Raw genomic sequence first — 16,139 nt, forward strand, 5'->3', positions numbered from 1 at the left:
TGCAGCCTTTGGTGCCATTTCTATGTGGGTTCCTCACTACAGCGACCTGGCGCAGCCGGTCTATCTGATGATCGCCGACGCCCTTGAAGAGGACATCGGCAGCGGCCGACTGACCGCTGGCGATCGCCTGCCGACCCTCAAGGACTTGGCCGAATCATTGAACGTGACGCCTGGCACCATTGGGCGCGCCTATGACGAAGCCGCCAAACGAGGCCTGGTGGTGGGCGAGGTCGGCCGCGGCACCTTTGTGTTGCAGCAACGCCCGGCGCATGCGCCAGCCTCGGCAGCACGCCCCATGCCTGCGCCAGCCGAGCGCGAGAGTGGCCAGATCGACCTTTCGATCATCAAACCCAATGACGCGCACATGACCGACTGGTTGCGCGGGGCAATAAACGAACTGGCAGCATCTCCCGACCTGGCCCAGGTGCTCGATTACGTCACCGAGGGTGGCCACGCGACGCACAAGCAGGCCGGTGCGGCCTGGATTCAACGCTGGCTACCCGAAGCGAACTGGCAGCAGGTGGTGCTGACCTCGGGCGCCCAACACGGGCTGCTGGTGGCCATCAGCAGTTTGTCCAAGAACGATGACGTCATCCTGTGCGAGTCATTCTGCTACCCGGGCATCATTTCCCTGGCGCACAGCATGGGGCGCCGCCTGCGCGGCGTGGCCATGGACGAGCACGGTTTAATTCCCGAGGCCTTGCGCGCGGCGTGCCTGGAACACCGCCCTTCCCTGCTGGTGTGCGTGACCACCCACCAGAACCCCACCAACTCGATCATGCCCCACGCGCGCCGTGAAGCCATCGCCGAGATCGCCCGCGAGTTCGACCTGTTCATCGTCGATGACGATATCTATGGCTTCCTTGAACCGGCCCCTGATTACAAACCGTTGGCGGCCTATGCCCCAGAGCGCTCGGTGTACCTGACCAGTTTGTCCAAAAGCGTGCTCCCCGCGCTGCGGATCGGTTACCTCTATGCCCCGCCCCAAACCCTTTCGCGGCTCTCGTCGATGGTGCGCAGCAGCGTCTGGATGCCCTCGCCGTTGATGGCGCAACTGGCCAGCAACCTGATCAACAGCGGCATGGCCGACCAACTGGTGCAGGTGCAGCAGGACGAAGCGGCCGCGCGCCAGCACATGGCCCGCGAGATCCTGGGTAACTACAAGGTCCGCAGCCAGCCCAACAGTTTCCATCTTTGGCTGGAGCTGCCCGAGCCGTGGACCAGCGACGAATTTGCCAACCTGGCGCGCAACAATGGCGTCACCGTGGTCAGTGGCAGTCAGTTCCTGCCGGAGCGCAGCGCTGCCACCTGCGGCGTGCGTATCGCACTGATGACGCCAAGCCGCGCGGAGTTGGGCTTTGCCCTGACCAAGCTGGTCAGCTTGCTGGATTCGCCGGAGCCGCGGCTTTTTTACTAGGTTTTTGTACGAAAAGTATGGTCATCCATTGTTGTGGGAGCGGGCTTGCCCCGCGATCTGCTGCAACGCGGCAGCAAAGCCTGAATTCGCGGCGACTTTGACGCTGGGTCGGTTGCCACATTGCATACTTGCAAGCAGTGAACACCGCCACAGATCACGTAAAATCCCGCCAGGCACTCTCCCGCTGAAGCAACTCAACCTGTATATAATCCTTGTTGCAATACACACCAAGGATGGAAACAGTGCGATTTACATGGATGAAAGCAATACTGGCCGCTCTATTGGTCAGCTGTAGTGTTCTTGCGGTTGCGGGTGATAGGGAATGGAGTATTGGGAATATTGTGCCACCCAATGCATCTGCCACTGCACTTTGCCAGGCGTTTAGTACGAAATACGAATATGACTATCTCGGCATTGGCCCGGTAAGCCGGCCAGAGCCAAAAGTCGACCTCTACATGGCGAAATGTTTATTCCGCTTCGCCAACTGTACTGCAGAAGAATGCAACCAATCCATTCTGATGAGCTTGACAGGTGAGTATTGCCCAACGGGCCAGATTTTCAATAATGCCAGCGGGCTCTGCGAAAAAGCCAAACCAGAGCCCGTCGAGCCTCCCAAAGACCCCGACCAACTCAGCCTCTCAATCCAGAAAGGCCGAATCAACGACGCTCTGAGTTGCGGGGCGCCCTCGCGCTCATGGGGCAAATCATGAATGAATATTGCGTACAAAACCCATATGACGGCCAATGCATGACCAGACCTTCAGACTGCGAGGAAATACAATGAAGATATATGGGTATGGTAAAAATTCGAGCGAATTAATAGAGCTATCTGAAGCGTCTATAGTTGCAAGCGCAGCCGAACTCAACGAGCTTGTGCGTTTGCTCCAAGAGGCTGTACGCCGAAAAAATAATGGATCTATTAGCCCTTCAGACCACTTACACTTCCGAGATTCATTCAAAGCATTTGAGGAAGGTTCTGCCGACCTAATTGTCATGATCGATTAGCGATAAAACAACAACCTCTATTGATTACCTAAAAATCCACTCTGGCTCCGTCAGGTACCAGAGTGGATAAAATTCCTAGTAAATAATGGAGCTGACACGATGCCATTATAGGTGCTGCTGAGTCGCGACATGGCGGGACCGATGTGCATGAAAGTCCAGATGGTAGAGGAGCAAGGTTTGATCAGAATGGGAAATTTACGGGCTTTCTTGAACTGAGGTAATAATGAAAAAATCTGATTGGCACACGATTGTTTTAAGCGAACCGAAATATGAGCATTTAGTAGCAGAGCTGCATTTCGGTGATCAGTTTTTACTGTTGCTTGACCGGGAAGATGGGCGTGAAAAGGTTTGTATTGCTTTACCTGGTAAAGACGGAAAATTAGGTTCGCGCATCCCATTAGAGGGATTTATTGAGCAACTCAAATCGGCTGCTGAAAATCTTCGTCGCTGATAATTATGCATTGACTGATTTATGCACCGATACTCGAAAAAATATTAGTTAAGCTTCAGTAATATATGGGTTATAAGAATGTTTATGACACTGGCCTTGTGCCGGTGTTTTCTTATTCGCTACGCGCGCCCTACCGGGGCCATGCAGCGCACGCAGTCCTACCTGTGGCTGGATTCGCTGCCACTGGCCAGCGTGAATGTGCGCGGCACGGGCGCTGCGCAGCTGCTTTATCTGCACAGCGACCACCTCGACACGCCACGCCTGGCCACTTCGGCCAAGCAGCAGATCGTCTGGCAGTGGCAGTCGGATGCCTTTGGCGAGGGCAAACCTAATCAGGATCCGCAGGGTTCAGGACAACAGACGGTGCTCAACCTGCGCTTTCCTGGGCAGTACTACGACATTGAGAGCGGCCTGCACTATAATTACTTCCGTGATTATGATCCTCAGACTGGGCGGTATGTTGAGAGTGATCCGATTGGATTGGCGGGTGGGCTGAACACCTACGGATATGTAGGTGGTAATCTTCTTTCGTTTAGTGACCCTTTAGGGCTGCATCCAGGAGATAAGCTGTTCGGTTTACCGAGGGCCTTTTGGAAGTGGTTCCACAAACAAGGTGACATGAATGATCTGAAGGGGCCTAATGGGCAGGTTTCGAAAGATGTAGCCGATGAGTACCACAAGGAGTGGTTGGAAAAAGGTAAGCCTAAGCTAGATAACAAGGGCGGGGGCGGGGGCGGGGGAATTGACGATATTCTAAACTTAGTACCTCCGCTAATACTTCCTCCTGGCTTTGAAGAGGCCTGCGAGGTGCATCCTACAATGTTCGGCTGCCCAAAGCCTAAACTTCCAATGTGCTAATTTTACAAGGTGCCTAAGATGGTTTTTGAATGCAGCCTTGAGATTGTAATAAAAAATACTGACTGTTCAGAGCTTGCTGCATTGGCGATGAAACTACCCAATAAATATATGAGTAGCGTAAGTTCAAAAACGGGTCATCTATCCATATCGATAAATGATTTCGATTTTAATGACTGGCTGGTGTTCGATAAAATTGCATGCAATTTTATCGAAGGATTGAAGGTTCTTGGAGAAAGATTGGCGCTAGAGGATTCAGTTTTTAGGATTGCTATTTATTACAGCCTTTATGAAACCGTAGTACTTCCATTAAAGTTTTCTAAGTCTTTGATTAAGTTGATTTCAGAACTATCTCTTCCACTCGACATGACAGGCTATCCATGTTCAGACGAAAGCTAATTCCTACAGTCGGACCATCTAATCTCAGTCTTGTAGGGTGGGTTATTTATCCGCGAGAAAAAGAGCGCTACGACTTGCCCCCCGGTGTAGCGCTCCCCCCAATCTCCCGTCCTTCAGTCACATCTCGCAGTCTCTCAATTACCTCTTCCATCGGTGATGGCGGAATTTGTCCTATTCTTGTCCCACATCTGCCCTAAATCAGTATCAAAACTGTATCAATCCTGTCCTACCTCCCCGCAGGCAGCAGCTAATGGCACTGCAATTAAGGTTGATTAATGTATGATCATAGAAAATTTTAAAAACAGTATATGCCTTGAAAGCTACACTAGCTCACCCGGATATTATGGGTATTTTTATTACATTGGCGAAAAGATAAGGCACGGGGGTGAGACTGCAATACCCATACTTGACAACCTAGTTAGGAAAGAGATTGAGTTTGGAGTTTCCGCAATATCAAGCCTGACTCTAGGTTGTGATATAAGCGACCTGGAACCCCTGTATGAATACAGCGATTCAGATGTGAAGGAATTTATCGAGCCGCTATTAAGCTCACCCTATAGCATTGTTGACGGCAATGGATTCAGGAATGTACCAATTACAGAGGACAATATAAATCTTCTCTATAAAGCCTATTATATCCAAATGACACTAGGCGGGCTTTGCGGACATATTTTCATCTATCTTGAGAGGCTTGGATTGTTTATATACCCGCATGACGATGTGGGCCTTGGATTTATTTCCACCAAGGAGAATCCAAGTGTGAATATATTTGACCCAGTAGATCGTGAGTTATTCAATGTTCAGGTATTAGATCAACGAAATCACAATCAACAAGGCCAGTAAATCGGGGAGCGGCCTACAAGATAAGCCCCCAAGGATCTTGATGAAATACTCGAGACAATTCACCTAATCATTACGCATCTGGTTTTGAGGAAGCATGTGAAGCGAACCCATCATGTTCGGCTACCAAACACCAAAGATTCCTACGTGCTAATCAGGAACAAAATGGAAAAAGATAGCTGAGTGCACACCAGAAATTAGCACAATAAAGATATTACCTGATGAAATACGCGAATTACGGGAAAGATTATGACGCGTAAATCGCTTGGCCTATGTACAGATCAACGACCAAGTGGCGGCGCAATACCGGTACAACAGCCTTGGCCAGCGCGTCGCCAAAATTACCAGCCAAGGCTTTACCACTTACTTGTATGGCTTGAATCAGGATCCGCAGGGTTCAGGACAACAGACGTTGCTCAACCTGTGCTTTCCTGGGCAGTACTACGACGCTGAGAGCGGGCTGCACTACAATTACTTCCGTGGTCATGACCCGCAGACTTGGCGGTATGTCGAAAGTGATCCTATTGGCTTATCCGGCGGACTGAATACTAATGGGATTCTTAGCGAGGCAAAATGATTAATTGGACTGAACACCTTGTCGACCCGACAGCACTTAAGTCCCTATACGGGGAGGACACGCCCTTACTAAAAGGTGTCAATTTGCATGGCATTGAAATTCAGCGTGATGGCCCAAAAGTCCTCCTAAGGTTTGACCTGAGGGAATTCCCCAATCACCCACCCACAAAGTGGAAAACCGCAGGATTCAACCGCATCCAGTTAAGACTGCTAGCCGTAGGCGTCAGAGAACTGCAAATTTCTGGCATGCAATCAAACTGCATGCTTGACCTAAACATTACGAAAGAAAACGGTATTATTCGTCTGAATGCTGATAACGGGGCTCTAAAACTGGAGATTACCGCTGAGCACGTCATGATAGACGGCGTAAGTGCTTACTGTGATGTATAACTTCTGTCGACACACTGCAGAAACGAAAGGCCCCGCTAGCGCGGGGCCTTTCAAAGACTGTTGTACAAACTCGTCTTTATCGTTGCTTAGAACGGAATATCGTCATCAAAGCTGTCAAAGTCAGCCGCCGGCTGCGGCGCTGGCTGCTGCGGCGCTGGGCGCTGAGGAGCCTGTTGCGGGCGCTGGGCCTGCTGACGTGGTGGCGCCTGGTTGTATTGTTGCTGCTGGCCACCCTGGTTGTAGTTGTTGCCACCACCCTGGTTGTACTGGTCGCCGCCACCTTGCTGGTTCTGCGGACGGCCGCCCAGCAGCTGCATGGTGCCGTTGATGTCGACGATGATCTCGGTGGTGTAGCGCTTGATGCCGTCTTTTTCCCACTCGCGGGTCTGCAGCTTGCCTTCGATGTACACCTGCGAACCCTTGCGCAGGTATTCGCCGGCGATTTCGGCAACCTTGCCGAACAGCGACACACGGTGCCACTCGGTACGCTCGACCTTCTGGCCCGACTGCTTGTCGGTCCACTGCTCGCTGGTAGCCAGGCTCAGGTTGGTCACGGCGTTACCGTTGGGCAGGTAGCGGACTTCGGGATCCTGGCCACAGGTGCCGACCAGAATGACTTTGTTAACCCCACGGGCCATAACGTTCTCCTAGGCTTCGCACGCCGAAGAGGCTGGGTTCACCAGACGCTCGAGGGTCGTACGGTCCAAAATTTTCGTATCCAGTTTGATATAGATGGCGGCTTCTTCTGCCACCACAACGGCGTCGGTCACACCCGGCACGGCCATCAGGCGTTCGGTCAACCCGGCTTCCCGGACTGCCTCGGGCGTCAGCGGCATGCGCAGGCTGGTCACATACGGCGGCTCGTTCATGCGCAATGCGACGACCAACCATACGGCACACAGCAGCGCGCAACCGAGGAACACCATGTTCAGCCCACCGTGCTGGAACAACCAGCCACCGAGGATGCCCCCCAGGGCGGCGCCCAGGAACTGGCTGGTGGAGTACACCCCCATCGCCGTTCCCTTGCCACCCGCAGGCGACACCTTGCTCACCAACGAAGGCAGCGAGGCTTCCAGCAGGTTGAATGCGGTAAAGAATACCACGGTGCCAATCACCAGTCCGCGCAAGTTGTCAGCCCACTGCCAGAAGAACACCTCGACCAGCAGCAACACACTGACCGCTCCGGCCAGTACGCGTTTCATCTTGCGCTTTTTTTCGCCGTAGATGATGAACGGGATCATTGCAAAAAATGAGATGAACAGCGCGGTCAGGTAGACCCACCAGTGCTCTTCCTTGGGCAGGCCGCCACGCTCGACGAAGGCCAAGGGCAGTGCGACGAAGCTGGCCATGAGGATGGCGTGGAGGATGAAGATACTGATGTCCAGGCGCAGAAGGTCCGGATGGCGCAGGGTCGGGCCCAGTGCCTGGCGGGCAACGCCCGACTCACGGTGCTGCAAGGTGCTGTGAGTGCTAGGCACGACGAAGGCGATCAGCAGGGTGCCCACCAGCGCAAGCCCTGCCGTGGACAAGAACAATCCTGACAGCCCGTAGGCACGGGTCAACAGCGGGCCGACGACCATGGCGACGGCGAACGACAGGCCGATGCTCATGCCGATCATGGCCATGGCCTTGGTGCGATGCTGTTCCCGGGTCAGGTCGGACAGCAGTGCCATGACGGCGGCGGAAATCGCCCCCGCGCCCTGCAGAATGCGCCCGGCGATGACCCCCCAGATAGAGTCGGCCTGGGCCGCTAGCACGCTGCCCAGGGCGAAGATCACCAGCCCCAGGTAAATTACCGGGCGCCGGCCGATGCGGTCGGACACCATGCCGAACGGGATCTGCAGGACCGCCTGGGTCAGGCCGTAGGCGCCAATGGCCAGGCCAATCAGCGCGGGTGTGGCACCGGCCAGGTCCATGCCGTAGGTGGCCAGCACCGGCAAGACCATGAACATGCCCAGCATACGAAAGGCAAAGACCAGGGCCAGGCCGCCTGCGGCGCGGGTTTCGCTGCCACTCATGCGCTCGTTGTGGGTGTCGTGCATGGATTAACCTCGTGTGAACCGGCGGCGATTCTATCAGTCCGACAGCTTGACGGCATATACGCGACGCTTTGCCGCGTACTGGCAGCGCGCCGTATACTTCTTTGTTTATGCCCGCCGAGCGAGGCCGCAGTGGACAAGATCCTGATTCGTGGGGCACGTACCCACAACCTGAAGAACATCGACCTGACCCTGCCGCGGGACAAGCTGATCGTCATCACCGGCCTGTCCGGGTCCGGCAAGTCCTCCCTGGCGTTCGACACACTGTACGCCGAAGGCCAGCGCCGTTATGTCGAATCCCTGTCGGCCTATGCCCGGCAGTTCCTGTCGATGATGGAAAAGCCCGACGTCGACACCATCGAAGGCCTCTCCCCGGCCATTTCCATCGAGCAGAAGTCGACCTCGCACAACCCCCGCTCCACCGTGGGCACCATCACCGAGATCTACGACTACCTGCGCTTGCTTTACGCCCGCGTTGGCACGCCGCGCTGCCCGGACCACGACATCCCGCTGGAGGCGCAGACCGTCAGCCAGATGGTCGACCTGGTACTGGAGCGCCCCGAAGGCAGCAAGCTGATGCTGCTGGCACCGGTGATACGCGAGCGCAAGGGCGAGCACCTGGCAGTGTTCGACGAGCTGCGCGCCCAGGGCTTCGTCCGCGCGCGCGTCAACGGCAAGCTCTACGAGCTGGATGAGCTGCCCAAGCTGGATAAACAGAAGAAGCACAGCATCGATGTGGTGGTAGACCGCTTCAAGGTCCGCACCGACCTGCAGCAGCGTCTGGCCGAGTCGTTCGAGACGGCACTCAAATTGGCCGACGGTATCGCCTTGGTGGCGCCGATGGACGACGAAGAAGGCGAAGAGATGATCTTCTCCGCCCGCTTCGCCTGCCCGGTCTGTGGCCATGCGATCAGTGAGCTGGAGCCCAAGCTGTTCTCCTTCAACAACCCGGCCGGTGCTTGCCCGACCTGTGACGGCCTGGGGGTCAAGCAGTTCTTCGACACCAAACGCCTGGTCAACACCGAGCTGACCCTGGCCGAGGGCGCTATACGCGGCTGGGACCGGCGCAACGTCTATTACTTCCAGATGCTTGGCTCGCTGGCCGCGCACTACGGGTTCAGCCTTGAGGCGCCGTTCGGCGAGCTGTCGGCCGAGCACCAGAAGGTGATCCTGCAAGGCAGCGGCAAGCAGAGCGTCGACTTCAAATACCTCAATGACCGCGGCGACATCGTCAAACGCTCGCACCCGTTCGAAGGCATCGTGCCGAACCTGGAGCGGCGCTACCGCGAGACCGAGTCGGCCACCGTGCGTGAAGAGCTGGCCAAACTGCTCGGCACCCAACCCTGCCCTGACTGCCGCGGCACCCGTCTGCGGCGCGAAGCTCGGCACGTGTGGGTGGGCGAAAAAACCCTACCGGCCGTCACCAACCTGCCGATCGGTGAAGCCAGCAGCTACTTCGGCGAGCTGACCCTGACCGGGCGCCGTGGCGAAATTGCAGCGAAAATTCTCAAGGAAATCTGCGAGCGCCTGCAGTTTCTGGTCAACGTCGGCCTGGACTACCTCACCCTGGACCGCAGCGCCGACACACTGTCGGGTGGTGAGGCCCAGCGCATCCGCCTGGCCAGCCAGATCGGTGCGGGCCTGGTCGGGGTGATGTACATCCTCGATGAACCGTCCATCGGTCTTCATCAACGCGACAACGATCGCTTGCTGGCCACCCTCAACCACCTGCGCGACCTGGGCAATACGGTCATCGTGGTGGAACACGACGAAGACGCTATTCGTTTAGCCGACTATGTGGTGGACATCGGCCCGGGTGCCGGGGTGCATGGCGGCCAGATCGTCGCCGAGGGCACGCCCGAGGAGGTCATGGCGCATCCTGACTCGCTGACTGGAAAATACCTGTCCGGGCGCAAGAAAATCGTCGTCCCAGCCAAACGCACGCCACGCGACAAAAAACTCTCGCTGAAGCTCAAGGGCGCGCGCGGTAACAACCTGCAGAACGTCGACTTGGAAATCCCGATCGGCCTGCTGACCTGCGTAACGGGCGTGTCGGGTTCGGGCAAATCGACCCTGATCAACAACACCCTGTACCCGCTCGCTGCTACCGCGCTCAACGGCGCGAGCAGCCTGGAAGCCGCGCCGCACAGCAGCATGGATGGCATGCAGCACCTGGACAAAGTGGTGGATATCGACCAGAGCCCGATTGGTCGCACACCGCGTTCGAACCCGGCAACCTACACCGGTATTTTCACGCCGATCCGCGAGCTGTTCTCGGGTGTTCCAGAATCGCGCTCACGCGGCTACGGCCCAGGGCGCTTCTCGTTCAACGTCAAGGGCGGCCGTTGCGAGGCCTGCCAGGGCGATGGCCTGATCAAGGTTGAGATGCACTTCCTGCCCGACATCTACGTGCCGTGCGACGTGTGCAAGAGCAAGCGCTACAACCGCGAAACCCTGGAGATCAAGTACAAGGGCAAGAACATCCACGAGGTGCTGGAAATGACCATCGAGGACGCCCGCGAGTTCTTCGACGCGGTCCCGGCGTTAGCGCGCAAGCTGCAAACCCTGATGGACGTAGGCCTGTCCTACATCAAGCTGGGCCAGTCGGCGACTACCTTGTCGGGCGGTGAGGCTCAACGGGTGAAGCTGTCCCGCGAGCTGTCCAAGCGCGATACCGGCAAGACCCTGTATATCCTCGACGAGCCAACCACGGGCCTGCACTTTGCCGATATCCAGCAATTGCTCGATGTGCTGCACCGCCTGCGCGACCACGGCAACACCGTGGTGGTGATCGAGCACAACCTGGACGTGATCAAGACCGCCGACTGGCTGGTGGACTTGGGGCCGGAAGGTGGCTCCAAAGGTGGGCAGATCATTGCCAGCGGTACACCGGAAGAACTGGCCAAGATGAAGCAGTCCTACACCGGGCATTACCTCAAGCCGCTGTTGGAGCGTGACCGGGCCTGATCCGCCTGTGCATAAAAAAGCCCCTGGCACCGTAAGTGCCAGGGGCTTTTTATTGACTGTGGATAACTTACATCTGCGACTGCAGGTAGTTCTCCAGGCCGATAACCTTGATCAGGCCCTGCTGCTTCTCCAGCCAGTAGGTGTGATCTTCTTCGGTATCAGCCAACTGCGCGCGCAAGATGTCGCGGCTGATGTAGTCCTTGTGCAGCTCGCACAGCTCGATGCCTTTGCACAGCGCGGCGCGGACCTTGTATTCCAGCTTAAGGTCGGCTTCGATCATCTCCGGCACAGTGCTGCCCACTTCGAGGTCATCCGCGCGCATGTCGGGGGTGCCTTCGAGCATGAGGATGCGGCGCATCAGCGCGTCGGCGTGCTGCGTTTCTTCTTCCATCTCGTGGTTGATGCGCTCGTAGAGCTTGGACAGGCCCCAGTCTTCATACATACGCGAGTGAATGAAGTACTGGTCGCGTGCTGCCAGTTCGCCCTTCAGCAACGTGACGAGGTAGTTGATTACGTCCGGGTGACCTTGCATCGCCCTGCTTCTCCATGTGAAAACATCAATGGACATAGTGTGAACCACGTTTTGCTCGCGGTCACTGAAAAACGCGCAATTAGATGCAAAAAATCGGTTAAACAGTAGTGATATTCATTGAAAAACCGCCCAAATGAGGGCGGTTCTTCTTATCACTTCGACTTAGGCGAGATTCACACCCAGCGCCTTGGCAATGCCCTCACCGTAGGCCGGGTCGGCCTTGAAGAAGTACTGCAACTGGCGTTGGATGACATCGTCGCTCACGCCTGCCATGGCGCCCGCGATGTTGCTGATCAGCAGGGCCTTCTGCTGTTCGTTCATCAAGCGGAACAGTGCACCGGCGTGGCTGTAGTAGTCATTGTCCTCACGGTGATCGTAGCGATCAGCCGAGCCATTCAGGGCCAGGGCAGGCTCAGCATGGCGTGGCGACTGCTTGGGTGCATCGCCATAGCTATTGGGCTCGTAGTTCGGCGCGCTGCCGTAGCTTCCAATAGCCATCGAACCATCACGCTGGTAGCTGTTGACCGCAGAGCGCGGCGCGTTGACCGGCAACTGCTGGTGGTTGGTCCCCACGCGGTAGCGGTGCGCATCGGCGTAGGCGAACACCCGGCCCTGCAGCATACGGTCAGGCGACAGCCCGACACCTGGGACCATGTTGCTCGGGCCAAACGCCGCTTGCTCGACCTCAGCGAAGTAATTGAGCGGGTTACGGTTGAGCTCCAGTACGCCCACCTCAATCAGCGGATAGTCCTTCTGCGACCAGGTCTTGGTCACATCGAACGGGTTCTCGTCACGGCTGGCGGCCTCGGCCTCAGTCATCACCTGGATGCAGACGGTCCAGCGCGGGTAGTCGCCGCGCTCGATGGCCTCGAACAGGTCGCGCTGGGCGTAGTCCGGGTCTGTACCGGCCAAGCGTGCAGCGTCGGCAGGGGCGAGGTTTTTGATGCCTTGCTGGGTCTTGAAGTGCCACTTCACCCAGGTACGTTCACCGGCGGCGCTGATCAGGCTATAGGTGTGGCTGCCAAAGCCGTGCATGTGACGGTAGCCGTCCGGGATGCCGCGGTCAGAGAACAGGATGGTGACCTGGTGCAGCGCCTCGGGCGAGTGTGACCAGAAGTCCCACATCATTTGCGCGTTCTTCAGGTTGGACTGCGGGTGGCGCTTCTGGGTGTGGATAAAGTCCGGGAACTTAAGCGGGTCACGGATGAAGAACACCGGGGTGTTGTTGCCCACGATGTCCCAGTTGCCTTCCTCTGTATAGAACTTGACGGCGAAACCACGCGGATCACGCTCGGTGTCAGCCGAACCACGTTCGCCACCTACCGTGGAGAAGCGCAGGAAGGTTTCGGTCAGCTTGCCGATCTGTTCGAACAGCTTGGCGCTGGTGTAGCCGGTGATGTCGCGGGTAACGGTAAAGGTGCCGTACGCCCCCGAACCCTTGGCGTGAACACGACGTTCTGGGATGTTCTCGCGGTTGAAGTGGGCGAGCTTCTCGATCAGGTGGAAATCGTCGAGCAGCAGCGGGCCGCGAGGGCCGGCAGAGCGGGAATTCTGGTTGTCAGCTACGGGTGCACCGCTGGCGGTGGTGAGAATCTTGCTCATGGGCTCTCCTTATCGGTCTAGAACTGCCGGCTAATCGGCTTGGATAGGAGTATTGACGAGCGGTCGCTTCAGGACAAATTCATTACATGACTTGTATCAATAGAAATTAACAATACTTGCAGGCACAAAAAACCGGGCACAAGGCCCGGTTCTTTGTAGCAGACAGAACGTCTTACTCGGCAGCTTCTACAGCACCACCGACTGGACGATCAACCAGCTCGACGTACGCCATAGGCGCGTTGTCGCCAGCGCGGAAACCGCACTTCAGGATGCGCAGGTAGCCGCCCTGACGGGTGGCGTAACGCTTGCCCAGATCGTTGAACAGTTTGCCAACAGCGGACTTCGAACGGGTACGGTCGAAGGCCAGACGACGGTTAGCAACGCTGTCTTCCTTGGCCAGGGTGATCAGCGGCTCGGCAACGCGGCGCAGTTCCTTGGCTTTCGGCAGGGTGGTTTTGATCAGCTCGTGCTCGATCAGCGACACAGCCATGTTCTGGAACATAGCTTTGCGGTGAGAGCTGGTACGGCTCAGGTGACGTCCACTTTTACGATGACGCATGATTCATTCCTTACCAAACACTACGTTCGGTGATTACGACGATCAGGCGGTCGCCTTGTCGTCTTTCTTAAGACTTGCAGGCGGCCAGTTGTCGAGGCGCATGCCGAGAGACAGACCACGAGAGGCCAGGACGTCCTTGATTTCAGTCAGGGACTTCTTGCCCAGGTTAGGAGTCTTCAACAGCTCTACTTCGGTACGCTGAATCAGGTCGCCGATGTAGTAGATGTTCTCCGCCTTGAGGCAGTTGGCCGAACGCACAGTCAGTTCCAGGTCGTCAACCGGACGCAGCAGGATCGGATCGATCTCGTCTTCCTGCTCGACTACGACAGGCTCACTGTCACCTTTGAGGTCGACGAACGCGGCCAGCTGCTGTTGCAGGATGGTCGCAGCGCGGCGGATTGCCTCTTCAGGATCCAGGGTGCCGTTGGTTTCCAGATCAATGACCAGCTTGTCCAAGTTGGTACGCTGTTCAACACGGGCGTTTTCGACCACATAGGCGATACGACGCACCGGGCTGAACGAAGCGTCCAACTGCAGACGGCCAATGCTACGGCTTTCGTCTTCGTCGGTTTGACGGGAGTCGGCCGGCTCGTAACCACGACCACGAGCTACGGTGAGCTTCATGTTCAGGGCGCCGTTCGACGCCAGGTTCGCGATTACGTGATCGGGGTTGACGATCTCGACATCGTGATCCAGCTGAATATCGGCAGCGGTAACCACCCCCGAACCCTTTTTCGACAAGGTCAGCGTAACTTCGTCACGACCGTGCAGTTTGATAGCCAGGCCTTTCAGGTTCAACAGGATTTCAATTACGTCTTCCTGAACACCTTCGATCGCGGAGTACTCATGGAGTACGCCATCGATCTCGGCCTCGACTACTGCACAGCCAGGCATGGAGGACAACAGGATGCGGCGCAGCGCGTTGCCCAGGGTATGGCCGAAGCCACGCTCGAGAGGCTCGAGCGTGATCTTGGCGCGGGTCGGACTGACTACCTGCACATCAATGTGGCGGGGAGTCAGGAACTCATTTACCGAAATCTGCATGGATGCACCTATTTTCTAGCCCTTACTTGGAGTAGAGCTCGACAATCAGGTTCTCGTTGATGTCGGCAGACAGGTCGCTGCGAGCAGGAACGTTCTTGAAAACGCCCGACTTTTTAGCAGCATCCACGTCAACCCACTCAACGCGGCCACGCTGGGCGCACAGTTCAAGGGCTTGAACAATGCGCAGCTGGCTCAGCGACTTCTCGCGAACCGCGACCACGTCACCCGGACGAACTTGGTAGGATGGAATGTTTACAGTCTTACCGTTGACGCTGATCGCTTTGTGCGAAACCAGCTGACGGGACTCGGAACGAGTCGAGCCGAAGCCCATACGGTAGACGACGTTATCCAGACGGCACTCGAGCAGTTGCAGCAGGTTCTCACCGGTTGCGCCTTTTTTCGAGGCAGCAGCTTGGTAGTAACCGCGGAACTGACGCTCCAGAACACCGTAGATACGACGGACTTTTTGTTTCTCGCGCAGCTGGGTACCGTAGTCGGACTGACGGCCACGGCGCTGGCCGTGGATACCTGGGGCTGCTTCGATGTTGCACTTCGATTCCAGAGCGCGAACGCCGCTCTTCAGGAACAGATCGGTGCCTTCACGACGAGACAGTTTGCATTTTGGACCAATGTAACGTGCCATTCTTCTGTCTCCTGATTACACGCGACGCTTCTTCGGCGGACGGCACCCGTTGTGCGGGATTGGCGTCACGTCGGTGATGCTGGCGATCTTGTAGCCGCAGCTGTTCAATGCACGAACGGCGGACTCACGACCTGGACCTGGACCCTTGACGTTAACGTCGAGGTTCTTCAGACCGTATTCCAGCGCAGCTTGACCAGCACGCTCAGCAGCGATCTGTGCTGCGAACGGGGTGGATTTGCGCGAACCACGGAAACCCGAACCACCGGAGGTCGCCCAGGACAAAGCATTGCCCTGACGGTCGGTGATGGTCACGATGGTGTTGTTGAAAGACGCATGGATGTGGGCGATGCCATCAACCACTGTCTTTTTGACTTTCTTACGAGGACGAGCAGCAGGTTTTGCCATGTCTATATTCCTGGGCGGTTACTTGCGGATCGGCTTACGCGGGCCCTTACGGGTGCGTGCGTTGGTCTTGGTGCGCTGACCGCGAACCGGCAGACCTTTACGATGACGCAGGCCGCGGTAGCAACCCAGGTCCATCAAGCGCTTGATCTTCATGTTGATGTCACGACGCAGGTCACCTTCGGTGGTGAACTTCGCGACTTCGCCACGCAGGGTTTCGATTTGCTCGTCGCTCAGATCCTTGATCTTAGCGGCTGGGTTTACACCAGCGTCTGCACAGATCTTCTGCGCAGTTGTGCGACCGACACCATAGATGTAGGTCAGCGAGATAACAGTATGCTTGTTATCTGGAATGTTGACGCCTGCAATACGGGCCATTCAGTGGGACTCCAATTGACAGCTACCTACGCCCCGGAAG

Annotated in this window: 16 protein-coding genes and 2 pseudogenes; 9 read left to right on the plus strand and 9 right to left on the minus strand. The window is 56.6% G+C overall.

All coding sequences use genetic code 11. The annotated features are described in order from the left end of the window. Window positions 1-22: 22 nt before the first annotated feature. From AB7M33_RS06315 to AB7M33_RS06350, 8 genes and pseudogenes are all read left to right on the plus strand, one after another. The gene (locus tag AB7M33_RS06315; protein WP_454242595.1) at window positions 23-1,417 is read left to right on the plus strand and encodes an aminotransferase-like domain-containing protein; all 1,395 of its coding nucleotides are present in this window, start codon (window positions 23-25) and stop codon (window positions 1,415-1,417) included. Between the two features lie 257 nt (window positions 1,418-1,674). Further along, entirely contained in the window at window positions 1,675-2,127 is a 453-nt protein-coding gene (locus AB7M33_RS06320) for a hypothetical protein (protein WP_454242596.1), read from the plus strand. 518 nt (window positions 2,128-2,645) lie between these two features. Further along, the gene (locus AB7M33_RS06325) at window positions 2,646-2,873 is read left to right on the plus strand and encodes a hypothetical protein (protein ID WP_454242597.1); all 228 of its coding nucleotides are present in this window, start codon (window positions 2,646-2,648) and stop codon (window positions 2,871-2,873) included. Window positions 2,874-3,005: 132 nt separating this feature from the next. Continuing rightward, window positions 3,006-3,431 (plus strand): annotated as a pseudogene (locus AB7M33_RS06330) (RHS repeat-associated core domain-containing protein); the annotation flags it as partial. Window positions 3,432-3,749: 318 nt separating this feature from the next. Further along, entirely contained in the window at window positions 3,750-4,127 is a 378-nt protein-coding gene (locus AB7M33_RS06335; protein ID WP_454242598.1) for a hypothetical protein, read from the plus strand. A gap of 279 nt (window positions 4,128-4,406) precedes the next feature. Further along, window positions 4,407-4,970 carry a hypothetical protein gene (locus AB7M33_RS06340; RefSeq protein WP_454242599.1) on the plus strand — a complete coding sequence of 188 codons (564 nt, stop codon included), beginning with the start codon at window positions 4,407-4,409 and terminating at the stop codon, window positions 4,968-4,970. Window positions 4,971-5,358: 388 nt separating this feature from the next. Beyond that, window positions 5,359-5,523, plus strand: a pseudogene (locus tag AB7M33_RS06345) (RHS repeat-associated core domain-containing protein); the annotation flags it as partial. Between the two features lie 17 nt (window positions 5,524-5,540). After that, on the plus strand, window positions 5,541-5,933 hold the full coding sequence (locus AB7M33_RS06350) for an Imm50 family immunity protein (RefSeq protein ID WP_454242600.1): 393 nt from the start codon (window positions 5,541-5,543) through the stop codon (window positions 5,931-5,933). Window positions 5,934-6,019: 86 nt separating this feature from the next. On the opposite strand, the gene AB7M33_RS06355 is transcribed toward AB7M33_RS06350, so the two are convergent. Beyond that, window positions 6,020-6,571: a single-stranded DNA-binding protein gene (locus AB7M33_RS06355; RefSeq protein ID WP_027594878.1), complete on the minus strand. Its 552-nt coding sequence runs from the start codon at window positions 6,569-6,571 to the stop codon at window positions 6,020-6,022. Window positions 6,572-6,580: 9 nt separating this feature from the next. Further along, entirely contained in the window at window positions 6,581-7,975 is a 1,395-nt protein-coding gene (locus AB7M33_RS06360; protein WP_085274033.1) for an MFS transporter, read from the minus strand. Between the two features lie 129 nt (window positions 7,976-8,104). On the opposite strand from AB7M33_RS06360, the gene uvrA reads away from it, so the two are divergent. Beyond that, entirely contained in the window at window positions 8,105-10,939 is a 2,835-nt protein-coding gene (gene uvrA, locus AB7M33_RS06365; protein WP_027594876.1) for an excinuclease ABC subunit UvrA, read from the plus strand. Between the two features lie 67 nt (window positions 10,940-11,006). Here uvrA and bfr read toward each other — a convergent pair whose 3' ends face one another. The 7 genes from bfr to rpsM all read right to left on the minus strand — a co-directional run bounded on the left by bfr (window position 11,007) and on the right by rpsM (window position 16,099). Beyond that, entirely contained in the window at window positions 11,007-11,471 is a 465-nt protein-coding gene (bfr, locus tag AB7M33_RS06370; protein ID WP_008089766.1) for a bacterioferritin, read from the minus strand. A 162-nt stretch (window positions 11,472-11,633) separates the two neighbouring features. Beyond that, window positions 11,634-13,073 (minus strand): catalase, encoded by a 1,440-nt coding sequence (locus tag AB7M33_RS06375; protein ID WP_454242601.1) that lies wholly within the window; start codon window positions 13,071-13,073, stop codon window positions 11,634-11,636. A 172-nt stretch (window positions 13,074-13,245) separates the two neighbouring features. Next, window positions 13,246-13,632: a 50S ribosomal protein L17 gene (gene rplQ, locus AB7M33_RS06380; protein WP_003255451.1), complete on the minus strand. Its 387-nt coding sequence runs from the start codon at window positions 13,630-13,632 to the stop codon at window positions 13,246-13,248. Between the two features lie 42 nt (window positions 13,633-13,674). Further along, window positions 13,675-14,676: a DNA-directed RNA polymerase subunit alpha gene (locus tag AB7M33_RS06385; protein ID WP_003255452.1), complete on the minus strand. Its 1,002-nt coding sequence runs from the start codon at window positions 14,674-14,676 to the stop codon at window positions 13,675-13,677. 22 nt (window positions 14,677-14,698) lie between these two features. Beyond that, entirely contained in the window at window positions 14,699-15,319 is a 621-nt protein-coding gene (gene rpsD, locus AB7M33_RS06390) for a 30S ribosomal protein S4 (protein ID WP_009681977.1), read from the minus strand. A gap of 15 nt (window positions 15,320-15,334) precedes the next feature. Continuing rightward, on the minus strand, window positions 15,335-15,724 hold the full coding sequence (gene rpsK, locus AB7M33_RS06395) for a 30S ribosomal protein S11 (RefSeq protein WP_003255454.1): 390 nt from the start codon (window positions 15,722-15,724) through the stop codon (window positions 15,335-15,337). Window positions 15,725-15,742: 18 nt separating this feature from the next. Next, on the minus strand, window positions 15,743-16,099 hold the full coding sequence (gene rpsM / locus AB7M33_RS06400; protein WP_003255457.1) for a 30S ribosomal protein S13: 357 nt from the start codon (window positions 16,097-16,099) through the stop codon (window positions 15,743-15,745). Window positions 16,100-16,139: the final 40 nt, after the last annotated feature.

The sequence above is a fragment of the Pseudomonas sp. Y3 TE3536 genome (assembly GCF_053629175.1).